Raw genomic sequence first — 22,589 nt, 5'->3', positions numbered from 1 at the left:
GAGAGCGGGGAGCGGCCTACTCGGGCTGGATGCCGGCGGCCTTGATCACCTGGCCCCACTTCTGGGTCTCGCCCGCCTGGAAGGCGGCCAGCTCCTGGGGCGTGGCGGTCCAGCCCTCGGAGCCGGACATCTCGAAGAAGGACTTGGCGCCCGCGCTGTGCACGGCGTCGGACAGCAGGCGGTTGAGACGGGCCACCACGGCCTCGGGCGTGCCAGCGGGCGCGTAGGCGGCGAACCAGTAGCCCATGTCATAGCCCTTGACGCCGGCTTCCTCCAGCGTGGGCACCTCGGGCAGCTGCGGGCTGCGTTTGGTGGTGGAGTAGCCCAGGGCGCGCAGCTTGCCCGACTTGACCTGGGGCACGCCGGTGGAGGTGTCGGTGATCATCAGGTCGATCTGGCCGCCCAGCAGGTCGGTGATGGCCAGCGGATTGCTCTTGTAGGGCACGTGCATCAGGTCCACGCCGGCCAGCTGCTTGAGCATTTCACCGGCCACGCGGCTGGAGGAGCTGCCGCTGCCGAACGACAGCTTGCCCGGCTGCTTCTTCGCCGCCGCCAGCAGATCGCCCACGTTCTTGTACGGCGCATCGGCGCGCACCACCAGCACCTGGCCGCCCTTGCCCAGCCCGGCCACGGGCGCGAAGTCCTTGACCGCGTCATAGGGCAGCTTCTTGTACAGATGCTGGTTGGCCGCATGCGTGGTGTTGGTGGTGATCAGCACCGTGTAGCCATCGGCCGCCGAGCGCGCCACCTGCTGGGCCGCGATCATGCCGCTGGCGCCGCCCTTGTTCTCGACCACCACGGCCTGCTTGGTCGCCGTGGTCACGGCCTGGCCCAGCGCCCGTGCCAGCTGGTCGGTGGCGCTGCCGGCCGCAAACGGCACGACGAAGGTGATGGGTTTGGACGGATAGTCCTGCGCCAGCGCCGGTGCGGCGGCGGCTGCCAGCGCGCAGGCGGCCAGCACGAGCGCATGGCGGCGGGGAAGGTTCTGCGAAAAGTTCATGTCTGTCTCCTTTGTTGTGATGAATGTGTGACGGGCGGGTGCTGCCGGCTACTCCGGCGCCAGATGAGGCAGCAGCGAAGCCGGTATGTGGACCTGCATCTGCAGCAGCCAGTACGACAGCGCCTTGCCGTGGCTGTCGAGGTTGAGCGCGTCGTTGACGCCGCCGTCCAGCACCTCGTCCAGCACCCAGTTCATGGCCTGCAAGCGCTGCAGCACGAAGCGCTGCACGCGCGCAGGGCGCCGGGCGGCGAAGTGCGCGGCCACGCGCTCTTCGGTGATCTGCTCCACCAGCACGGGCCAGCAGGCGGCATTCCAGGCGATGAGGCTGATGTTGGAGCGGTTGCCCTTGTCCCCCGTGCGCCCGTGCGCCAGGCGGTACAACGGCACTGTGACGGGCATCGTGGTTGGCAGTGTGTTCATGCGGCGTGCTCCCCGGCTTCTTTCTCGACTCCTTTATTGACCGCTCCCTCGGCCCACTTCCATCCGGTGGCGACGCTCTGCTGCGCCAGCAGGCAGGACACCGTGCCCAGCCGCGCGCGCAGCGCCGTGCGCACGCCGCCGCCGCCGGCCGGCCCGCAGGTGTACAGCGCATTGACCTCGCGCGGCAGGCGCTGCGCCTGGGCCTGCGTGGGGCGCAGCCAGGCGGCGCGCAGGCGCACGTCCTGGGGGGCGGCTGCGCTGCCCGGCTGTGCGTCGCGCCAGCGGCCGGCGTCGTCGCCCAGCACGCTGGCCACGCCGATCCAGTCCAGGCGCAGGTCGCCTGCGGCCTCGCCGCCCAAGCGCTCGCGCAGCACCTCGCCGGCCAGCCGGGCGCGCTCCAGGGCGCGCGGGCCGGCATAGGAGATCTCGCCCTCGGCCAGCCAGCCCGAGGCATGGCAGACATTGACCTTGTAGTGGCCGTTGTGCGCATGGCCGCGCACGCCGCTCAGGCGCACGGCGTCAGGCCCCACCTGGTGCACCTCGGCCTCGGACAGGTCGGCCACCACGTCGGGCGTCAGGTAGGCGGCCGGGTCGTGCACCTCGTACAGCAGCTGTTCCTTGACCGTGCGTTCGCTGACCAGGCCGCCCGTGCCTTCGGGCTTGGTGATGGTGCAGTCGCCCGAGGGCTCGATGATGGCAATGGGATAGCCCAGCCGCGCCAGGCCCTGCACGTCCTTGAAGCCCGGGTCGGCAAAGTAGCCGCCCGTGACCTGGGCGCCGCATTCCAGCAGGTGGCCGGCCATGGTGGCGCGCGCCAGGCGGTCCCAGTCGTCCCAGGCCCAGCCGAAATGCGCCATGGCCGGCCCCAGGGTCAGCGAGGGGTCGGACACGCGGCCGGCCACCACGATCTCGGCGCCGGCCTGCAGGGCCTCGGCAATCGCGCGCGCGCCGATGTAGGCGTTGGCACTGACCAGCGAATCCTCGGGAAACTCCGCGACCAGCGCGGCCCGCAGCGCCTCGCGGTACGCCGGGCCGCTCACGTCGTCGCCATGCACGACGGCGATGCGCGGCACGCGCAGGCCCAGGCGCTGCGCCAGCCGCTGGATGCAGCGCGCCGCGCCTTCGGGATTCGCCGCACCGAAGTTGCTGACGATGCGTATGCCATGCGCCAGGCAGTCGGCCAGCACGGGCTCCAGCAGATCCTCCAGCAGGGGTTCATAGCCGGCGTCGGGCTGCTCGTGCCGCGCGAGCTGGGCCAGGGCCAGCGTGCGCTCGGCCAGGGTCTCGAAGATCAGGCAGGCGCTCTGGCCGCTGGCCGCCAGGGCGCGCACCACGGGCGCGGCGGCATCGGTGCGGTCGCCCGAGAAGCCGGCTGCGCAGCCCACCCACAGCGGGGGCTTGTCCGGGGCAAAGAAGGTTTCCAGATGGTCCATGCAGGCCAATGTAGGCAAGGGCTGCTAATCTGTGAAATCGATTATTCGGATCAACTCATCCAAAAACCAGATGAATATCTCCTCCCGCCAGCTCGATGCCTTCATCGCCCTGGCCCAGCTCAGCAGCTTCACCCTGGCCGCGCAGCGCTGCCATCTGTCGCAGCCGGCCTTCAGCGCCCTGATCAAGGGGCTGGAAGACGGCGTGGGCGTGCGCCTGTTCGACCGCAGCACGCGCCATGTGGCGCTGACGCAGGAGGGGGCGCAGTTCCTCGATGCCGCGCAGCGCATACGCGCCGACCTGGGCGATGCCGTGCACGGCCTGCGCGAGGCGGCGGCGCTGCAGCGCGGGCGCGTGTCCATCGCCCTGCTGCCTTCGCTGGCGGCGGCCTGGCTGCCGCCCGTGCTGGCGCTGTTCCATGCGCGCCATCCGGGCATACAGCTGCAGGTGTCGGACCTGCTGTCCGAATCGTGCATCGCCCAGGTGGCCTCGGGCCAGGCCGACCTGGCGCTGGCCGCCATCCGCGCCGACACCGAGGAGCTGCAGGCCGAATGGTTCTGCGCCGACCGTCTGCACCTGGTCTGCCGCGCCGACCATGCGCTGGCGGCCCTGCCCGCGCCGACCATGGCCGACCTGCGGGACCAGCCCTTCATCCAGCTCGCCCGCCACAGCAGCGTGCGCCAGTACCTGGAATCGCAGGAGCAGGCCCCACCCCTCAACACCTTGCTGGAGGTGGAGCACCTGGCCACCGTGATGGGCATGGTGCGCGCGGGCCTGGGCATCAGCGTGGTGCCGGCCCTGGCGCTGTTCCACTTCGTGCAGCCTGGCCTGGTGACGCGCCCGCTGGCCGATGCCGACCGCCGGCGCGACCTGTACCTGGTGCGCAGGCGCCAGCGCAGCCTGTCGCCTGCCGCCCAGGCCTTCCACGCGCTGGCGCTGGAGCATCGGCCCGGTGCGGGCGAGGCCACCTGATACGGGGCAGCACGAACCTCGCAGCACAATAGCCCGATCGCCAAACGCATCCGAAAGCCGCCACCGTGGGTGAATTCGACCTGATCCGCCGCTTCTTCCAGCGCCCCGTGCGCCGCGCCGCCCTGGGCGTGGGCGATGACTGCGCCCTGCTCGCCCCGGCGCCGGGCATGCAGCTGGCCGTCTCCAGCGACATGCTGGTCGAGGGCCGGCATTTCTTCGCCGACGTGGACCCGCGCCTGCTGGGCCACAAATCCCTGGCCGTGAACCTGTCCGACCTGGCGGCCTGCGGCGCGCGCCCGCTGGCCTTCACCCTGGCCCTGTCCCTGCCGCGTGCCGATGCGGCCTGGACCGAGGCGTTTGCGGCCGGCCTGCTGGCCCTGGCCGACGCCCACGGCTGCGAGCTGGTCGGCGGCGACACCACCCAGGGGCCCTTGAACATCTGCATCACCGTCTTCGGCGAAGTGCCGCCCGGCCAGGCCCTGCTGCGCAGCGGCGCGCGCGCTGGCGACGACATCTGGGTCAGCGGCAGCCTGGGCGATGCCCGCCTGGCGCTGGAAGCCCTGCTGGGCCACATCACCTTGCCACCCGGCACGCTGGCCGCCGCGCGCCAGCGCCTGGAAGCGCCCACGCCGCGCGTGGCCCTGGGCCAGGCGCTGCGCGGCATTGCCAGCAGCGCGCTGGATGTGAGCGACGGCCTGCTGGGCGACCTGGGCCACATCCTCGAGCAATCCCGCGTGGGCGCCAGCCTGGACACGCGCCTGGTCACGCCGCTGCTCGATGCCGGCCGGCACACGCCCCTGGCCATCGACCTGCTGCACCAGTGCACCCTGTCCGGCGGCGACGACTACGAGCTGTGCTTCACGGCCCCGGCCGACAGGCGCGATGCCGTGCAGGCCGCAGGCCGCGACACCGCCACGCGCGTCACGCGCATAGGCTGCATCGAGGCCGCGCCCGGCCTGCGGCTGATCGGCCCGGACGGAGCGGCCATGGCGCCCCGGTGGACCTCATTCGACCACTTCGCTGCGGCCTGACGCCGCGCCAAACCACTTTCATCCGAGAAGGACTGCCCATGGTTCAACGCTCCGCCCTGCCCGCCCTCTCTGCCCTGGCCGCCGCCTGCTTCCTGCTGGCAGGCACCCCGGTCCAGGCCCAGGCACAAGCCCAGGAAGCCACCATCGCCCGCGCCCCCATCGCGCGCGTCACCCTGTATGCGGGCGTGGCCTCGGTGGAGCGCACGGCGCGCATCACGGCCGCCACGCGCCAGCTGGTGTTCGAGTGCCTGCCCGGCTCCATCGACCCGCAGAGCCTGCAGGTCAGCGCCGATGCCGGCGTGCGCCTGGGCGACTACAAGCTGCAGTCGCAGCCGCGCGAACTGGCCTCCAAGGCCTGCGCCAGCCCGCTGGAGCAGCAGATCCGCACGCTGGAAGACCAGCTGGCCGCGCTGGAGGCCGACGAGTCCGCCGCCAAGCTCGTGGGCGACTACCTGCAAGGCCTGGCCAAGCCCGGCGATGACGCCAAAGCCCCCGCCCTGCCCGCCGCCAGCCAGCTGGGCGCCGCCACCGAGGCGCTGCGCAGCACCAGCCGTGGCAACACGCTGCGCGCCCACCAGATCCTGCGGCAAAAGCAGGCGCTGCAGGAGCAGCTCAGGCCGCTGCAGCTCGAACGCGACCGCACGGGCGCCGGCAACGCCCAGGTGATGAAGGTCACCGTGCAACTGGCCAGCCCGGCCGATGCCAATGTGCAGCTGACCTACCAGGTGCGCGGCCCGAGCTGGCAGCCCACCTACCGCGCCCAGCTGGACCCGGCCAAGGGCACGGTGGCCATCGAACGCCTGGCCCTGGTGGCCCAGAACAGCGGCGAGGACTGGAGCCAGGTGCAGCTGCTGCTGTCCACCGGCCAGCCTTCGCGCAGCACGCAGGCACGCCTGCCCAATCCCTGGACGCTGGATGTGGAACGGCCCCGCCCCGTGGCCGCCATGGCCCCTCCGCCAGCGCCGGCCCCGGCAGCCCCTGCGATGATGCTGGAGCGCGCCCGCAAGCCCGGGGCGGCCAGCGAGGCCGCCGAGCTGCCGGTGCTCGATGTCGCCAGCCTCAACACCGCCTACGCCACACAGTTCTCCGTGCCCTACCGCATCAGCGTGCCCTCCAGCAGCGAGCGCGTGACCCTGGCCCTGGGCTCGCAGAACCTGCCGGCCACCCTGCTCACGCGCACGGCGCCCGCCGTGGAAGAGGCCGCCTACCTGGTGGCCCAGCTGGCCGTGCCGGCCGGTGTCTGGCCCGCAGGCCCCGTGGCCCTGTTCCGCGATGGCGCCTTCGCCGGCCAGGGCCGGCTGGACTTCGGCAACGCCGCCGCGCTGGCCCAGGGCCTGTCTTTCGGCCGTGACGACAAGGTGGTCGTGCGCAACCTGCCCGTGGACTCGGCCACGGGCAGCGGCGGCCTGCTCAGCAGCAGCACCGAACGCCAGGTCACGCGGCGCTTCCAGGTGGACAACCGCCATGACCGCGCCATCGAACTGCAGGTGGTGGACGCCGCACCCGTCTCGCGCAATGAGCAGATCCGCGTGCAGTCCCAATACAACCCGCAGCCGGCCACCACGCGCTGGAACGACCGCAACGGCATGATCGCCTGGCAGCAGCCGCTGGCCGCTGGCGCCAGCGCCAGCTTCGAGGCCCGCCACCAGATCCGCCATCCGCAGGATCTGGCGGTCGAAGAGCGTCAGTGAAGCACCAGGGCCGCGCTTATGATCTGGCCCCATGAGTGACGCGCCGCTGCGGCCGGAGGTTTCCGGCGATCCTGCTACCCCCACCTTTGCCTCTGCGGCGCGCCCACCGGAAGGCCCGCCACAGGGCGGCATGGCTCGCCCCACGCTGGAATTCATGATGTCCCACCCGGCCCACTTCATCGCCATGGGGCTGGGCTCGGGGCTGGGGCGCATCGCGCCCGGCACCGTGGGCACGCTGTGGGCCTGGCTGTCCTTCCTGCTGCTGCAGCACTGGTTCACGCCCCAGCAGATCGGCCTGCTGATCGCGGGCAGCATTCCCCTGGGCTGGTGGGCCTGCACGGTCACGGCGCGCCACATGCGCGTGGCCGACCCGGGCAACCTGGTCTGGGACGAGATCGTGGCCTTCTGGCTGGTGCTGTGGCTGGTCATGCCCACGGGCTTCTGGGGCCAGCTCATCGCCTTTGCGCTGTTCCGCTTCTTCGACGCCGCCAAGCCCCAGCCCGTCAAATGGGCCGACCGGTGTTTCAAGGGCTTCGGCTGGCGCGGCGGCTGGGGGATCATGTTCGATGATCTGGTGGCCGCCTTCTGCACGCTGCTGGTCATCGCGCTATGGCGCCATTTCATCGGCTGAAGGAGCTGGCATGAGCGCATCCAACGAACTCGTCGAAACCCTGGCAGGCCTGCTGCTGCAGCGCGGCTGGATGCTGGCCACGGCCGAGAGCTGCACGGGCGGCATGATCGCTGCGGCCTGCACGGACCGCGCCGGCTCCAGCGAATGGTTCGAGCGCGGCCTTGTCAGCTACTCCAACGCGGCCAAGCACGACCTGCTGGGCGTGCCCGAGCCGCTGATCGCCGAACACGGCGCCGTGAGCGAGCCCGTGGCGCGCGCCATGGCCGAAGGCGCCATCGCCCACTCACGCGCGCAGTGCAGCGTGGCCGTGACAGGCGTGGCCGGGCCGGGCGGCGGCAGCGCCGCCAAGCCCGTGGGCACGGTCTGGTTCGGCTGGAGCGTGTACGGCACCACGCACAGCGAATGCCTGCGCTTTGACGGCGACCGCGCCGCCGTGCGCCAGGCCACCGTGGCACACGCCTTGCAGCGCCTCAATGCGCTGATCAGCGCAAGGCTTTTATGAGCCGGTGCGCGATCTCCTGCAGCGGTGCAGGCAGGGCGCGGTAGCTTTCCAGCAGGCGCTGCTCGTCCACGGGCAGCGGCGCGTTGTCGTCTTCCAGGCCGGCCGTCAGCTCCAGCGCCGTGGTCTGCAGCGCCAGGGCCACGCGGGCCAGGGTGTCGTTCTTGAGGGTGCGGATGGCCCCCGATTCGATCTGCGACACGGCCGAGGCCGTGATGCCTGCGGCCTCGGCCAGCCGGCCCTGGGTCATGCCCAGTTCGGCGCGGCGGGCGCGTATGCGTTCACCGATATGTCTCATGGCCCGTGCATCCAAAGCCTGTGGCGCGGGCGCTCAGGCGCCGTGGCACTTCTTGAACTTCTTGCCGCTGCCGCAGGGGCAGGGGTCATTGCGGCCCGGCTGCTCGCCCTTGACGATGGTTTCCTGGCGCGGGCCCATGCTCTTCCAGATCTGGCGCAGGTCGTACAGCGCCCAGATGGCCTCGCCGAACTGCTCCACGCGCTCCTGGCTGGTGCTGGCGGGGCCGTCCTCGTCGTACATGCAGACTTCGGGCTTGCCGGTGTCGTCCTCGGTCAGGGCCACGACGGCGTTGAGCGCCTCGTTGAGCCAGCCGGCGGCTTCCTTGTCGCGCGGGGCGGCCCATTCCTCGGCCCAGTTCTCGACCACGAACATGAAGCCCAGCGCCCAGATCTGGCCGAACGAGGGAATCTCGCCGTCATCGGGACGCTCTTCCTCGGGCAGCGACAGGATGGCACCGCGCATGTCCATGGCCTCGGGCTGGAAGGTGCGGTCGTCTTCCAGCGTCTTCACGTCGGCGTCCAGCTGGATGCGGATCTCGTCCATGCGCAGGCCCACCAGCTCCAGAAAGCGCGCCTGCTGCGCCGCGTCCTTGAACACTTCCATCAGCGGCAGCGGCTGGCCCTCGGCCGCCTCCAGCGTGCCGCCGTCGCCCAGCAGCATGGGCAGCCACTCGGCGGCCGGCACCTCGCGGCGCGTGCAGATCAGCGCCGTCAGGAAACCGTCGCAGAACTCCCACTGCGGAATCTCCTCGCCACGCGTGCGCAGCTCGTCGAGCAGATCGTCGAGTTCCTCCAGCGCCTCGGGCGTCAGGGCAGGCTCGTCGGGCAGGGCGGTGGCTTCGTGGGCGTCGTTGGACATGGCGGGAATCTCTAGGGAAAACAGGGAGAAGGAACCAGCCACGGCCAGCCCCTCGAATGAATGGCCCGCAGTGTAGCCGCGCCGCCATGTCCGTGGCGCCCGGTCGGAACTTGCCCCCGAAAGCCCAGCCGCCCCGATCGCCCGTGACCCCTGAGACGGGCGCGGCCCAAAGCCAGGGGCGCCGAGCAAGAGCCGCCTCGCGGCGATGGCGCCGTCCCCCTCCCTCGCGAAGCGAGTAGAGAGGGGGAAGCCGCGCAGCGGCTCAGGGGGTTCAAAGAGTCCTTGCGATGATCTCCTTCATGATCTCGTCGCTCCCCCCGTAGATCCGCCCTATGCGCGCATCGGTCCAGGCGCGGCCGATCTGGTATTCGGTCATGTAGCCGTAGCCGCCGTGCAGTTGCAGGAATTCGTCGAGCAGGCGGTTTTGCAGCGCCGTGGCATTGAGCTTGACCATGGCCGCCCGGTCGGGAGCGAGCGCGCGGCGCAGGTGCAGGGCGATGCAGTCGTCCACGAAGACGCGCAGCATGGTGGCCTGGGCCTTGGCCTCGGCCAGCTTGAAGCGCGTGTTCTGGAAGTCGAACACCGGCTGGCCGAAGGCCTTGCGCTCGCGCGTGTAGGCAATGGTCTTGTGCAAAAAGGCCTCGATGGAGGCGGCGGCGCGCACGGCCACCACCAGGCGCTCCTGGGCCAGTTCGTGCATCAGATACCTGAAGCCCGCGTTCTCCTCGCCCAGCAGGTGGTCGGCCGGCACGCGCACGTTGTCGAAGAACAGCTCCGAGGTGTCCTGCGCCATGAGGCCGATCTTCTCGAGCTTGCGGCCCTTGGAGAAGCCGGGCATGCCGTCCTCGACCACGATCAGGGACACGCCCTTGGCGCCCATCTCGGGCGCGGTCTTGGCGACGACGATGACCAGCTCCGAATTGATGCCGTTGGTGATGAAGGTCTTCTGGCCGTTGAGCACGTAGTGGTCGCCCTCGCGCCGCCCCGTGGTGCGCACGGACTTGAGGTCGCTGCCCGCGCCGGGCTCGGTCATGGCGATGGCGCCGATCAGCTCGCCTGCGGCCATGCGCGGCAGCCAGCGGTCCTTCTGGGCCTTGCTGCCATAGGCATGGATGTAGGGCGCGACGATGTCCGAATGCAGCGGAAAGCCCAGCCCGCTGGCGCCCGTGCGCGCGATCTCCTCCAGCAGCACGGCCGCATGGCCGAAGTCGCCGCCGCCGCCGTAGGGCTCGGGCAGCATGGGGTTGAGCAGGCCTTCGCGCCCGGCTTGGCGCCAGACCTCCTTGGGCACGATGCCCTGGCGCTCCCATTCGGCATGGTGGGGCACGATCTCGCGCTCGAAGAAGCGGCGGGCCTGCTCGCGGAACTGTTCATGGTCTTCGCGGTAGACGGAGCGCTCGGTCAGGTCTTGCATGGGTCGGTATCCGGTGGTTGTCGGTGAGGAAAGACGGTGAAGGGCCGTTCAGGCGCTGCGCAGGTTGAAGCCCGCGTGCGGCTGCTCGCGCAGCCTGTCCTTGAGCACGCGGCGCAGCAGCTTGCCCGTGGGCAGGCGCGGCAGCTCGTCCACGAACTGCAGGCGCTGCGGGCGCTTGAGGCGCGACAGCGTGGCGCCGGCCTCGGCGACGATGGCGCGCGCCATCTCGGCGCTGGCCGCATGGCCCTGGCGCAGCACGACCACGGCCATGGGCTGCTCGCCGAAGTCGGGCTCGGGCACGCCGACCACGGCCACCTCCTGCACGGCCGGGTGCGTGGCCAGCGCGTTCTCTATCTCCTGCGGATAGAGGTTGACGCCGCCCGACAGGATGAGGTCCGCCCGCCGGTCGCTGAGAAAGAGGTAGCCCTCCTCGTCCACATGGCCCAGGTCGCCATAGGTGGCCCAGCCGCGCTCGTCGATGGCCTCGCGGGTCTTGGCGGGGTCGTTGAGGTAGGCGAAGGGCGCCACGTCCGAGAAGAACACGCGGCCGATCTGGCCCGCAGGCAGCTCCTGCCCGTCGTCGCCCACGATGCGCAGCCGCCCGTAGCTGGCGCGGCCCACCGAGCCTGGGCGCCGGCGCCATTCGGCGGAGTTGATCAGGGTGATGCCGCAGCCTTCGGAGCCCGCGTAGTACTCCAGCAGGATGTCGCCCCACCAGTCCAGCAGCGCCTGCTTGACGGCCACCGGGCAGGGCGCGGCCGCATGGATGGCGCAGCGGTGGCTGGACAGGTCATAGCCGTGCCGCACCTCCTCGGGCAGCTGCAGCAGGCGGCCCAGCATGGTCGGCACCCACTGGCTGTGGGTGATGCGGTAGCGCTCGATCATCGCCAGCGCCTGCTGCGCGTCGAAGCGCGCCGTGATCACCACCGCGCCGCCGCCGTCCAGCGTGCGCAGGCAGTAGCGCAGCGGCGCTGCGTGGTACAGCGGCGCGGGCGAGAGGTAGACCGCGTCGGCATCAAATCCCATGTTGCGCTGCCAGGCCAGGAATTCGGGGTCGGCCTGCGTGCGGTAGAGCGCCGCCGGCAGCGCCTTCTTGATGCCCTTGGGCCGGCCCGTGGTGCCGGAGGAGTACAGCAGGTCGCGCCCCAGCGGACGGCCCGACAGGTCGATGGGCGCGGGCGCCTGCGCGCGCCAAGCGGCCAGGGCATCGGCCAGCGACGGCAGGCCCGTGGATGCGCAGTCTCCGTCCACCGAATGCACGGTGGCGGCCAGCGCGGCCGGCAGCTGCGCCGCCGTGGCAGCGGAGGCAAAGACATGGCGCGCCCCGCTGTCGCCCAGGATGTAGGCCACCTCAGGCGCCGTCAGGTGGGTGCTGATGACCACCGCGTACAGGCCCGCCAAGCGCGCGGCCAGCACCAGCTCCAGGATCTCCACGCGGTTTTCCATCAGCACGGCCACCGTGTCCCCGGCCGCAAGGCCCTGCCCGGCCATCCACTGCGCCACCTCGCGCGAGCGCTGCGCCAGCGCGCCCGCCGTGTGCTGCTGGCCGCTGTCGCCCATGGTCAGCGCAACGCGGTCGGGCCGGGCATCGGCCCAGCTGTGAAAGTCATGCACGCCGTCTCCTTTGCTTTTTTGAATCCGCCGTCTCGAATTCATCGGGTTTTCAGCAAGTATTTTTGTTTACGCTCGGTTTTTCATCCGGGAAAACGCTTTGTTCAATGCAAATTTCGAGACTTATCATTCATTTCATGAACCTCCAGTCTCATTAAATCCGCATGAACACTCCTGTCATCGTCGATGCCATCCGCAGTCCCATGGCCCGGGCCAAGCCCGATGGCGCCCTGGCCCAGCTCCACCCCGTCGATCTGCTCAGCCAGGTGCTGGAGCAGCTCGTGCAGCGCAACCGCATCGACCCCGGCGCGGTGGACGATGTGATCACCGGCTGCGTGAGCCAGGCCGGCGAGCAGGCCGGCACGCCGGGCCGCCTGGCCTGGCTGGCCGCAGGCCTGCCGGCCCATGTGCCGTCCACCACCATCGACCGCAAGTGCGGCTCCAGCCAGCAGGCCGTGCACTTTGCCGTGCAGGCCATCATGTCGGGCACGCAGGACATGGTGATCGCCTGCGGCGTGGAGTCCATGAGCCGCGTGCCCATGGGCAGCTCGCGCATGGGGCAGAACACCACGGGCGCGCGCTTCGATGCGCGCTTTGCGCCGGGGCTGGTGGGCCAGGGCGTGTCGGCCGACCTCGTGGCCGCGCGCTGGGGCCTGGGCCGCGAGGAACTGGATGCCTATGCCGCGCGATCGCACCAGCGCGCCCATGCGGCCCAGTCGGCCGGGCACTTCGAGCGCGAGATCGTGGGCATCACCACGCCTGCCGGCCTCTTCACGGCCGACGAGACCATCCGCCCGGGCACCACGGCGCAGAAGCTGGGCGCGCTCAAGGCCGTGTTCCAGAACGACGAGCTGTCGGCGCGCTTTCCGCAGATCCGCTGGCACACCACGGCGGGCAATGCCTCGCAGATGACCGACGGCGCCAGCGCCATGCTGCTGATGAGCGAAAAGCGCGCCCAGCAACTGGGCCTGCGCCCCCGTGCGCGCTTCGTGGCGCTGGACGTGGTGGGCGACGATCCGCTGTACATGCTCACGGCCCCCATTCCCGCCACGCGGCGCGTGCTGGCCAAGGCCGGCATGCGGCTGGAGCAGATGGACCACTGCGAGATCAACGAGGCCTTCGCCTCCGTGCCGCTGGCTTGGCAAAAAGAACTGGGCGCCGACCCCGAGCGGCTGAACCCGCGCGGCGGCGCCATCGCCCTGGGCCATCCGCTGGGCGCCTCGGGCATCCGCCTGATGACCACCATGCTGCACGCGCTGGAGGACAGCGGCGCGCGCTATGGCCTGCAATCCATGTGCGAGGCCGGCGGCATGGCCAACGCCACCATCATCGAACGCCTGTGAGCCAGGCACCGGAGACACATCCATGCAACTGCAAGAGAACATGACGGCCCTGGTGACGGGCGGCGTATCGGGTCTGGGCGAGGCATCGGCCCAGGCGCTGCTGGAACGCGGCCTGAACGTGGTGGTGGTGGACCTGAACGAGGACCGCGGCGCGGCCATGGTGGACTCCGCCCGCCAGCGCCACGGCAGCCGCCTGCGCTTCGTGAAGGCCGACGTGGCCGACGCCGACCAGATGGCCGCCGCCATTGCGGCCGCCGAGGACTTCGGCGAGTTCCGCGCCCTGGTGCACTGCGCGGGCGTGGGCGGGCCGCTGCGGCTGGTGGAGAAGGACGGCAGCCCCGGCTCGCTGGACAAGTACACGGGCATCGTCCGCGTGAACCTGATCGGCACCTTCAACACGCTGCGCCTGGCCGCCGCCAGCATGGCGCGCAACGAGCCCGTGCAAGGCGAGCGCGGCGCCTGCGTGCTCACGGCCTCGGTGGCGGGCTACGAGGGGCAGATCGGCCAGATTCCCTACGCCTCGGCCAAGGCCGGCATCATCGGCATGACCATCGTCGCCGCGCGCGACCTGGCCACGCGCATGATCCGCGTGTGCACCATTGCGCCGGGCCTGTTCGACACGCCCATCCTGGCCAAGCTGCCCGACAACATCCGCCAGTCGCTGGCCGCCTCCGTGCCCAACCCCGCACGCCTGGGCCACCCGTCCGAGTACGCGCTGACCGCGCTGCACATCCTGGAGAACCCCATGCTCAATGGCGAGACGATTCGCCTGGACGGTGCCATTCGGATGAGTCCTCGCTGAGCGCTTTCCGGGCCTCGCAAAACCAAAGGCGCACAGAGGAGACACCATGTTCAAACGCCTCACGCTGGCGGCTGCCGCCTGGCTGTGCGCCACGGCAGCCATTGCAGCCGATGCCTGGCCCACCCGGCCCATCACCCTGGTCGTGCCGGGCGCGGCCGGGGGCTCCACCGACATTCCCGCGCGGCTGCTGGCGCTCAAGCTGGGCGAGCGGCTGGGCCAGCCCGTCATCGTGGACAACAGGCCCGGCGCGGGCGGCTCCATCGGTGCCAGCCAGGTGGCACGCGCGCAGCCGGACGGCTATACGGTGCTGGTGGGCAACACGGGCTCCAACGCCATCAACTACACGGCCTACAAGAAGCTGCCCTACAGGCCCGAGGACTTCGTGGCGCTGACGGACATGATCTCGTTCTCCAACGTGCTGGTCGTGCCGCAGGCATCGCCGGTGCGCTCGCTGGACGATCTGCTCAAGGCCGCGCGGCAGGCGCCGGGCAAGCTGTCGTTCTCTTCGGCCGGCGTAGGCCAGACCACGCACCTTATGGGCGAGCTGCTGCGCGAGCGCACGGGCGTGGACGTGGTACATGTGCCCTACCGCGGCTCGGCACCGGCGACGGCGGCCATCGTGTCGGGAGAGACGCAGTTCATGTTCGACAACCTCACGGCCTCGCTGGTGCATATCAAGGCGGGCAAGCTGCATCCCATCGCCGTGACGGGCGCGCAGCGCGAGCCCGAGCTGCCCAACGTGCCCACCACCACCGAACTGGGCCTGCAGGACTTCGACAAGGTCGGCTGGATGGGTTTCTTCCTGCCCGCGCAGACGCCGCCCGCCGTGGTGCGCAAGCTCACCGACGGCCTTGTCGCCGTGCTCCGGGACCCCGAGGTGGCGCGCCGCTACCGCGAGCTCGGCGGCCGCGCCGGCGGCATGCCGCCGGCGCAGTTCACCCAGCTGGTGGACAACGACCGCAAGAGCTGGGGCGCGCTGATCACCAGCCGCCAGCTGCAACTCGACTGAACCGATTTCGACGGAGACGCCATGAAGGTGCTGGACAGCGTGCGCGTGCTGGAGATTGGCGGCATCGGCCCGGGGCCGTTCTGCGCCATGCATCTGGCGGACCTGGGGGCCGATGTGGTGTCCATCGTGCGGCCCGAGGCGGAACCCGCCGCCACCTCAGCCACCTCAGCCGCCTCCGCGCTGTCGCGCGGCAAGCGCTCGGTGTTCGCCGATCTCAAGTCACCCGAAGGGCGTGACCTGGTGCTCGCCCTGGTGCGCGATGCCGATGCGCTGATCGAAGGCATGCGGCCCGGCACCATGGAGCGCCTGGGCCTGGGGCCAGAGGCCTGCCAGGCCCTCAACCCGCGCCTGGTCTATGGCCGCATGACGGGCTGGGGCCAGGACGGCCCGCTGGCCCAGGCTGCTGGCCACGACAACAACTATGCGGCCGTCTCGGGCGCACTGTGGGGATGCTCGCCGGCCGATGCCCGGCCGGTCTCGCCCTTTGCCACCCTGGGCGACATCGGCGGCGGCGCCATGTACCTGATGACGGGGCTGCTGGCCGGCATCGTACAGGCGCGCGCCACGGGGCGCGGCACCGTGGTGGACGCGGCCATCGTCGATGGTGCGGCGCACATGCTCAACCTCATGCTGCATGCGCGCCAGCGCGGGCTGGTGGCCGACGAGCGCGGCCACAGCATCCACGACAGTGCGCCGTTCTACGAAACCTATGCCTGTGCCGATGGCGGCTTCATCACCGTGGGCGCCATCGAGCCGCAGTTCCATGCCCTGCTGCTGGACAGGCTGGGCCTGGCCGATGCCGCAGCGTTCCAGGGCCCCCAGTGGGACCGCGCCGCCTGGCCCGCGCGGCGCGCGCAGCTGCAGACGCTGTTTGCCTCCAGGCCCCGCGCGCACTGGCAGCAATTGCTGGAGGGCAGCGATGCCTGCTTCGGCGCCGTGCTCAGCCCTGTGGAAGCCGCCAGCCACCCGCACCTGCAGGCGCGTGGCGTCTATCTGCAGCCCGAAGGCGGCGCCCTGCAGGCCAGCCCCGCGCCGCGCTTTGACGGCCAGGCCTATGCACCGGGTCCTGCAAATGCCGCAGGCTCCGACACCGCCAGCGTGCTGGAGAAGGTGAGCGCAGGGCGCGCGCAGGAAGTCTGGCGCAGCGCCCGCTGATTCACGAAAGGCTGGAAGCGCCCAGCATGCCCTCGACCAGGCGCACCAGCGTGATCAGGCGCGGCCCGGCATCGCTTTCCAGCGCGCGGCTCTGCGGGCTGTAGATGGGCAGGGAGACCGAGAACACCCAGTACTCGCCGTCCTTGGCCGTGGACATGGGCACGGCAATGGACTGGATCTCGCGGTGCAGGTCGCCGTGGCTGCGGCAAAAGCCGTGCTCGGCCAGGTCGCGCCGCGCATCGTCGAGCCGCTCGCGCAGTTGCTGGGCGCGTGCGGGATCGTCGGCCTGCAGTTCCGCGATGAAGGCCTCGCGCTCGGCCTCGGGCAGGCTCAGCAGGTAGGCGCGGCCCGTGGCGGTGCGCGACAGCGAGATGTGCACCCCGATCTCGGGCAGGAAGACTTTGTTGGTCAGGCCGTTGGCCAGCTCCACCAGGCACAGCTGGCGGCCATGGCCCACGGCCAGCTGGATCTGGCCTTCCAGATGGTTGGCCAGCTCCTGCATGTGCGGCCGCGCGAACTGGCGCATGTGCATGCGCGCCAGCACGGGCGAGGACAGGTTCAGCAGCCCCACGCCCGGCACGTACTTGGACAGGCGCTCGGAGTAGCGCATCAGGTTCAGTTCGCACAGGGTGTCGATCAGGCGGAACAGCGTGGGCTTGGGCAGGCCCGTCATGTCCATCAGTTCACGGGCGCTGAGTTCCTGGTGCTTGTTGGAAAAGCACTGGAGCACGGAGATGCCGCGCACCAGGGCGGCCACCAGCTTGCCACTGTCTTCTGTGTTCATGAATGGTTTTCGGCACTGCTAAAGATGAAACGATTGTCTCAATTTTCCGGCTGCCAAGCGGCAAATCCACCGACCTTGCCGCAGTGCAAACCCTGGCGCCCCTGCCGGCCGGCGCAAGCGGCCAGTCCTGGCACGGCACAATTGCCGCATCCGGCTGGCGCTGCGCGCCAGCCACTCACTTTCCAGAGCCTGCCGTGTCCGAACCGTCCTCCGCCGTCCCGCCTACCGAGCCGCCAGACTACGACGCCTTTTTGCGCGCCCATGTGCTGAGCCAGCCCCTGAGCATCCAGCGCTATGACCGGGAAGACGAAACCATCTGGGTCAAGCGCGCGGGCGCCAGCAACCCGGCATGGCGCTATCGCGCGCTGGCCCTGCTCGCCTTGTGCCTGCGCCTGCCCGTGCTGCGGCCCGTGCCCAATCCCGGCGGACACGAAGCCATCCGCACCGAGGTACGCCGCCTGCGCCAGCTCGCGCAGCGCGGCCTGCGCGTGCCTGCCGTGCTGGCCGAGTGCGAGGACGGCTTTGCCATGCGCCACCTGGGCAGCCCCGGCGTGGAGGCGCCCTCGCTGGGCAATGCCATGGAAGCCGCCCTGCCCCGGAGCGATGGCAGCACGCTGGCGCTGTGGCTGCAGGGCCTGCAGACCCTGCAGCAGGTGCATGGCAGCGGCGACTGCCTGAGCCAGGCCTTTGCGCGCAACATGGTCTGCTGTGCCGATGGCGTGATCGGCTTCATCGACTTCGAGGACGACCCCGCCGCCCACCTGCCCCTGGCGCTGTGCCGCGTGCGCGATGCCCTGTGCTACGCCCACTCCACGGCCTGGATACTGGAGCAGGCCGGCGCCATGCCGGCCGCGCGCACGGCCTGGCAGGATTTCGTGCAGTCCATGGAACCCGAGACCCGCGCCCTGATGGCGCGCACCGTGAAACAGCTGGCCTGGGTGCGCCGCCTGCCCGAAAGCCGCCGCCTGGGCCGCGACATGCAGCGCGTGCGCATGGCCTACACGCTGGTGACGCCGTAGCGGCAGCGGGCTGCAGGCCTCAGCCGGGCTTCAGCCAGGCAGATGGCCCAGCGAGGCGCTGACGCGCGCCGCTTCGGCGCGCAGGGCCCGGGCCACCGCGCCCTGCGGGTCCGGGTCGAAGCCGCCGCTGGCGCCCAGCGCGCACAGCACGCCCACCACATGGCCCGTGTAGTCGTGCAGCGGCGCCGCCACGGCGCTGATGCCCGGCAGGTTGACGTCGCGCACCGAGGCGCAGCCCGCAGCGCGGATCTCGCGGCGCAGCGTGCCCAGCGGGTCCGCGCCATCGAGCAGCGCGCGCCGCGCGGCAGGCGCCTCGGCCAGCTCCCGGGCCAGCAGCGCATCCACGCGGGCATCGTCGTCCATGAAGGCGAAGAAGGCGCGCCCCGTGGCCGACCACAGCAGCGACATCACCGAGCCCACGCGCACATTGACGGTGACCGGCAGGCCCGGCTCCTCGAAGCGCACGATGGTCGGCCCCAGGTTGCCCATCACGGCCACGAAGCTGGTGACCTGCAAGGCCTCGCGCAGGTGCAATAGGGCCGGCTCGGCCAGGCGGATGGGGTCGGACTGCCGCATGGCGGCCAGGCCCACGCGCATGGCCTCGGCCGCCAGCGCGTACTGCGTGCCGCCACGGTCCTGCTCCACCAGCCCCTCGGCCATCAGGCTGGCCAGGTAGCGGTGGACCTTGGCCGGGCTTTCCTCCACCGCGCCCGCGATGGCCGTGAGGCTGGCGCGTCCGCCCAGCGTGGCCAGGGCCTTGAGCACGGCCAGGCAGGTCTCGGCGGCCTGCACGCGCTGGCGCCTTTCGCGCGGCGGCGCGGGCTCGTCGATCTCGGAGGCAGCAGTGGAAGTCATGGCGGCAGGGCGGGTCTGGAAAGGCCTGTTTTAAGGGCTGGCGGGGCATTGTGCCGCAGCTTGCGGGTAATCCCGGGCGGTGTTTTTACGCAATGCGTAGAAAAATTACGCAAAACAAGATTCCATGGATTCCACCCAGGCCTCACCGGAGACAAGCCCCATGCACAAGCGCCTTTTCCTCACCACACTGGCCGCAGGCCTGCTATCGGCCACCGCCCTGCCCGGCGCGCTGGCCCAGGACGGATTCCCCAGCAGGAACGTGCGCTGGATCGTTCCCTACGCGGCCGGCGGCGGCTCGGACTTCCTGGCCCGCACCATAGGCCAGGCCTGGGGCGGCCAGGTGCACCAGCCCATCGTGGTGGACAACCGCCCGGGCGGCAACACGGCCATAGGCGCCTCGGAAACCGCGCGCGCCGCCGCCGATGGCTACACCGTGCTGTCGGCCGACAACGGCACCCTGGTCTTCAATCCCGTGCTCTACAAGAGCCTCAGCTACAACCCCGCCAGGGACCTTGCGCCGGTCACGCTGATGGGCCGCTTCCCGATGATCCTGGTGGCCGGCCCCGGCATGGCAGCGGCCACGGCCAAAGACTTCCTGGCCCAGGCGCGCACCAGCAAGGACGGCGTGAACTACGCCTCCGCCGGCGCCGGCAGCCCGCACCACCTGGCCATGGAACTGCTCAGGGTGGAGGCCGGCCTGAAGCTGGTGCACGCACCCTACAAGGGCGCGGCACCGGCCCTGGGCGACGTGGCTGGCGGCCAGGTGCCCGTGATGATGGTGGACCTGGCCGCGGGCGCAGGCTTCATCAAGGGCGGCAAGGTCCGCCCGCTGGCCGTGGCCAACGCCACGCGCCTGCCCCAGTTGCCCGACGTGCCCACCTTCGCCGAGCTGGGCCTGCCCAAGGTGCAGGCCGCCGCCCTGGTGGGACTGGTGGCGCCCGCCAGGACCCCGGCCCCGGTCATCGCGGCCCTGCACAGGCAGGTCGTGGCCGCGATCAACGAGCCCGCCGTGCGCCAGAAGCTCGTGGATTTCGGCGTGGAGCCCGTGGGCAACACGCCCGAGCAGTTCGCCGCGCTGCTGGCCAGCGAAAGCACGCGCTGGCACCAGCTGATCCGCGACCAGAACATCACTTTGGATTGACCCTCCGCGCCTGCCTGCCTGCGAACCTGCCATGACTGCCTCCGCCGCCTCCAACGCCGCCCCTTCCACCTCTGCGCCAGCCTCCGCGCGCTGCCCCTTCGACCACCGCCAGCCCAGCGGCCAGACCGGCCCCACGGGCTGCCCCGTCAGCGCGGGTGCCGCGGCCTTCGACCCGTTCAGCGACGGCTACCAGCAGGACCCGCCCGAATATGTGCGCTGGGCGCGCGAGCAGGAGCCGGTGTTCTACAGCCCGCAACTGGGCTACTGGGTGGTCACGCGCTTCGACGACATCAAGGCGGTGTTCCGCGACAACATCGCCTTCAGTCCCTCGATCGCGCTGGAGAAGATCACGCCCACGGGCGAGGAGGCCAATGCCGTGCTGGCCTCCTACGGCTTCGCGCTGAACCGCACCCTGGTCAACGAGGACGAGCCCGCCCACATGCCGCGCCGCCGCGCGCTGATGGACCCGTTCACGCCCGAGGAGCTGCGCCACCACGAGCCCATGGTGCGCGAGCTGGCGCGCGCCTATGTGGACCGCTTCATCGACGACGGCCGCGCCGACCTTGTGGACCAGATGCTGTGGGAGGTGCCGCTGACCGTGGCCCTGCACTTTCTCGGCGTGCCCGAGGAGGACATGGACAGGCTGCGCGAGTACTCCATCGCCCACACCGTCAACACCTGGGGCCGGCCCCGACCCGAGCAGCAGGTGGCCGTGGCCCATGCGGTGGGCAACTTCTGGCAGCTGGCCGGCAAGGTGCTGGCCAAGATGCGCGAGAACCCCGATGCGCCGGGCTGGATGCAATACGGCATACGCAAGCAAAAGGAGCTTCCCGAGGTCGTCACCGACTCCTACCTGCACTCCATGATGATGGCCGGCATCGTGGCCGCGCACGAGACCACGGCCAATGCCACGGCCAACGCCGTCAAGCTGCTGCTGCAGCATCCCGGCGCCTGGAAGCAGATCTGCGAGAACCCTGCGCTGATCCCCAATGCCGTGGAGGAATGCCTGCGCCACAACGGCTCGGTGGCCGCCTGGCGGCGCCTGGCCACGCGCGACGTGGTGATCGGCGGCGTGGCCGTGCCGGCGGGCTCGAAGCTGCTCATCGTGACCTCGTCGGCCAACCACGACGAGCGGCATTTCGCCGATGCCGACTTCTTCGACATCCACCGCGACAACGCCGGCGACCACCTGACCTTCGGCTATGGCTCGCACCAGTGCATGGGCAAGAACCTGGCGCGCATGGAGATGCAGATCTTCCTGGAGGAGTTCACGCGCCGCCTTCCCCACATGCGGCTGGCCGAGCAGCGGTTCACCTACGTGCCCAACACCTCGTTCCGGGGCCCCGAGCACCTGTGGGTGGAGTGGGACCCGGCCCTCAACCCCGAGCGCGCCCGTCCCGCCCTGCTGCAGGCGCGCCAGCCCGTGCGCATCGGCGAAGCCCTGCAGGGCGGCGCCAGCCGGCCCATGGTCGTGGCCGAGGCCGAGGCCGCCGCCGAAGGCGTGCTGCGCCTGCGCCTGAAGGCCGCCGATGGACACGCCCTGCCGCGCTGGACGCCGGGCTCGCACATCGACCTGCAATGCGGCGACACTGGCCTGTCACGCCAGTACTCGCTGTGCGGCGACCCGCAGGACACCGGCAGCTACGAGATTGCCGTGCTGCGCGAGGCCAACGGCCGTGGCGGCTCGGCCTGGGTGCACGAGCATCTGCACCGCGGCGCCACCGTACAGCTGCGGGGCCCGCGCAACCATTTCCCGCTGGACGAAGGCGCCAGCCACCTGATCCTGGTGGCCGGCGGCATCGGCATCACGCCCATCTCGGCCATGGCACGGCGCGCCAGGGCATTGGGCCTGTCCTATGAGATCCACTACAGCGGCCGGCGCCGCGCGGGCATGGCGCTGCTGGCGCCGCTGCTGGCCGAGCATGGCGCCAGGCTGCATCTGTACGTGGCGGAGGAAGGCCGGCGCGCCGACTACGCCGCCCTGCTGGCCACGCCGCGCGCCGGAGCCCGCATCCATGCCTGCGGACCGGCGCGCCTGCTGGACGGCCTGGAGGCCGCCAGCCGCCACTGGCCCGAGGACAGCCTGCGCGTGGAGCATTTCGTCTCCACCGTGGGGGCGCTGGACCCTGCCAGGGAGCAGGGCTTCGAGGTGGAACTGCGCGCCTCGGGCCTTGTGCTGCAGGTGCGCAACGACCAGACGCTGCTGGACGCCCTGCGCAGCGCGAAGATCGAAGTGCAAAGCGACTGCCGGGAAGGGCTGTGCGGGTCCTGCGAAGTGCCCGTGCTCGAAGGCGAGGTGGACCACCGCGACATGGTGCTCACGCGCGGCGAGCGCGCGGCCTGCACCAAGATGATGAGCTGCTGCTCGCGCGCCAGGAGCGGCAGGCTGGTGCTGGGCCTGTAGCCAGGGCTACAGGGCAGCCCGGCGCCCGCAAGCCCGGCGCCCAGAAACACAAAAGCCCCAAGGCCATCATCGGCAATGGGGCGATCGCATCGGTGGGCGCGCTTCGGGGCGCACCTGCCTCCAACCGGATTACTGGTTGGCGATTTCGAGCTCGGCGTTGCGGGCTTGCTGGATGAAATCGATCAGGGAATAGATTGCTTGGCGCATGGTGAACTTCCTTA

21 protein-coding genes are annotated in these 22,589 nt (G+C 70.6%); 12 read left to right on the top strand and 9 right to left on the bottom strand.

What is annotated here, in order from left to right; all coding sequences use genetic code 11:
• Window positions 1-16: 16 nt before the first annotated feature.
• From BW39_RS04285 to BW39_RS04275, 3 genes are read right to left on the bottom strand one after another with little or no spacing between them, the layout of a single operon-like run.
• Entirely contained in the window at window positions 17-1,000 is a 984-nt protein-coding gene (locus BW39_RS04285) for a Bug family tripartite tricarboxylate transporter substrate binding protein (protein ID WP_043820080.1), read from the bottom strand.
• Between the two features lie 48 nt (window positions 1,001-1,048).
• Entirely contained in the window at window positions 1,049-1,420 is a 372-nt protein-coding gene (locus BW39_RS04280; protein WP_043820078.1) for an AtuA-related protein, read from the bottom strand.
• Entirely contained in the window at window positions 1,417-2,853 is a 1,437-nt protein-coding gene (locus BW39_RS04275; RefSeq protein ID WP_052155275.1) for an acyclic terpene utilization AtuA family protein, read from the bottom strand. Before BW39_RS04275 ends, BW39_RS04280 begins: the two co-directional genes overlap by 4 nt.
• Before the next feature lie 70 nt (window positions 2,854-2,923).
• On the opposite strand from BW39_RS04275, the gene BW39_RS04270 reads away from it, so the two are divergent.
• The 5 genes from BW39_RS04270 (at window position 2,924) to BW39_RS04250 (ending at window position 7,678) form a co-directional block, all read left to right on the top strand.
• Window positions 2,924-3,823, top strand: a complete 900-nt coding sequence (locus BW39_RS04270) for a LysR family transcriptional regulator (RefSeq protein ID WP_043820076.1) — start codon at window positions 2,924-2,926, stop codon at window positions 3,821-3,823.
• A gap of 65 nt (window positions 3,824-3,888) precedes the next feature.
• Entirely contained in the window at window positions 3,889-4,854 is a 966-nt protein-coding gene (thiL, locus tag BW39_RS04265) for a thiamine-phosphate kinase (protein WP_043820074.1), read from the top strand.
• 38 nt (window positions 4,855-4,892) lie between these two features.
• Entirely contained in the window at window positions 4,893-6,545 is a 1,653-nt protein-coding gene (locus tag BW39_RS04260) for a DUF4139 domain-containing protein (RefSeq protein ID WP_043820071.1), read from the top strand.
• Between the two features lie 130 nt (window positions 6,546-6,675).
• Window positions 6,676-7,176: a phosphatidylglycerophosphatase A family protein gene (locus BW39_RS04255; protein ID WP_012202641.1), complete on the top strand. Its 501-nt coding sequence runs from the start codon at window positions 6,676-6,678 to the stop codon at window positions 7,174-7,176.
• Between the two features lie 10 nt (window positions 7,177-7,186).
• Complete coding sequence (locus BW39_RS04250; RefSeq protein WP_043820068.1) at window positions 7,187-7,678, top strand: CinA family protein; 492 nt, start codon at window positions 7,187-7,189, stop codon at window positions 7,676-7,678.
• Here BW39_RS04250 and BW39_RS04245 read toward each other — a convergent pair.
• From BW39_RS04245 to BW39_RS04230, 4 genes are all read right to left on the bottom strand, one after another.
• Window positions 7,659-7,973 (bottom strand): helix-turn-helix domain-containing protein, encoded by a 315-nt coding sequence (locus BW39_RS04245; RefSeq protein ID WP_012202639.1) that lies wholly within the window; start codon window positions 7,971-7,973, stop codon window positions 7,659-7,661. The two genes, BW39_RS04250 and BW39_RS04245, sit on opposite strands and share 20 nt — an antisense overlap.
• Before the next feature lie 33 nt (window positions 7,974-8,006).
• On the bottom strand, window positions 8,007-8,831 hold the full coding sequence (locus tag BW39_RS04240) for a YecA/YgfB family protein (protein WP_043820066.1): 825 nt from the start codon (window positions 8,829-8,831) through the stop codon (window positions 8,007-8,009).
• Window positions 8,832-9,102: 271 nt separating this feature from the next.
• Window positions 9,103-10,245 (bottom strand): acyl-CoA dehydrogenase family protein, encoded by a 1,143-nt coding sequence (locus BW39_RS04235; RefSeq protein WP_043820063.1) that lies wholly within the window; start codon window positions 10,243-10,245, stop codon window positions 9,103-9,105.
• A gap of 48 nt (window positions 10,246-10,293) precedes the next feature.
• Complete coding sequence (locus tag BW39_RS04230; protein ID WP_043820062.1) at window positions 10,294-11,859, bottom strand: AMP-binding protein; 1,566 nt, start codon at window positions 11,857-11,859, stop codon at window positions 10,294-10,296.
• 161 nt (window positions 11,860-12,020) lie between these two features.
• On the opposite strand from BW39_RS04230, the gene BW39_RS04225 reads away from it, so the two are divergent.
• The 4 genes from BW39_RS04225 to BW39_RS04210 are packed head-to-tail and all read left to right on the top strand — an operon-like array spanning window position 12,021 to window position 16,165.
• Entirely contained in the window at window positions 12,021-13,199 is a 1,179-nt protein-coding gene (locus BW39_RS04225; RefSeq protein WP_043820060.1) for a thiolase family protein, read from the top strand.
• Between the two features lie 22 nt (window positions 13,200-13,221).
• Window positions 13,222-14,001 (top strand): SDR family NAD(P)-dependent oxidoreductase, encoded by a 780-nt coding sequence (locus BW39_RS04220; protein ID WP_043820057.1) that lies wholly within the window; start codon window positions 13,222-13,224, stop codon window positions 13,999-14,001.
• Between the two features lie 46 nt (window positions 14,002-14,047).
• Window positions 14,048-15,010 (top strand): Bug family tripartite tricarboxylate transporter substrate binding protein, encoded by a 963-nt coding sequence (locus BW39_RS04215; protein ID WP_043820054.1) that lies wholly within the window; start codon window positions 14,048-14,050, stop codon window positions 15,008-15,010.
• 21 nt (window positions 15,011-15,031) lie between these two features.
• Window positions 15,032-16,165: a CaiB/BaiF CoA transferase family protein gene (locus BW39_RS04210; RefSeq protein WP_043820052.1), complete on the top strand. Its 1,134-nt coding sequence runs from the start codon at window positions 15,032-15,034 to the stop codon at window positions 16,163-16,165.
• Between the two features lies 1 nt (window position 16,166).
• Here the strand turns inward: BW39_RS04210 and BW39_RS04205 are convergent, their stop codons facing one another.
• On the bottom strand, window positions 16,167-16,949 hold the full coding sequence (locus tag BW39_RS04205; RefSeq protein WP_012202623.1) for an IclR family transcriptional regulator: 783 nt from the start codon (window positions 16,947-16,949) through the stop codon (window positions 16,167-16,169).
• Window positions 16,950-17,143: 194 nt separating this feature from the next.
• On the opposite strand from BW39_RS04205, the gene BW39_RS04200 reads away from it, so the two are divergent.
• The gene (locus tag BW39_RS04200) at window positions 17,144-17,968 is read left to right on the top strand and encodes a hypothetical protein (protein WP_043820168.1); all 825 of its coding nucleotides are present in this window, start codon (window positions 17,144-17,146) and stop codon (window positions 17,966-17,968) included.
• Window positions 17,969-17,998: 30 nt separating this feature from the next.
• Here BW39_RS04200 and BW39_RS04195 read toward each other — a convergent pair whose 3' ends face one another.
• A complete protein-coding gene (locus tag BW39_RS04195; RefSeq protein ID WP_043820050.1) occupies window positions 17,999-18,823 on the bottom strand; it encodes an IclR family transcriptional regulator in 825 nt (274 codons plus the stop codon).
• 160 nt (window positions 18,824-18,983) lie between these two features.
• Between BW39_RS04195 and BW39_RS04190 the strand changes: the two genes are divergently transcribed.
• Window positions 18,984-19,964: a Bug family tripartite tricarboxylate transporter substrate binding protein gene (locus tag BW39_RS04190; protein WP_034389537.1), complete on the top strand. Its 981-nt coding sequence runs from the start codon at window positions 18,984-18,986 to the stop codon at window positions 19,962-19,964.
• A gap of 31 nt (window positions 19,965-19,995) precedes the next feature.
• Window positions 19,996-22,368 carry a cytochrome P450/oxidoreductase gene (locus BW39_RS04185; RefSeq protein ID WP_043820047.1) on the top strand — a complete coding sequence of 791 codons (2,373 nt, stop codon included), beginning with the start codon at window positions 19,996-19,998 and terminating at the stop codon, window positions 22,366-22,368.
• Window positions 22,369-22,589: the final 221 nt, after the last annotated feature.

Source organism: Delftia sp. RIT313, assembly GCF_000632165.1.
GTDB lineage: Bacteria > Pseudomonadota > Gammaproteobacteria > Burkholderiales > Burkholderiaceae_C > Comamonas > Comamonas acidovorans.
This window is presented reverse-complemented; position numbering and strand designations above follow the sequence as displayed.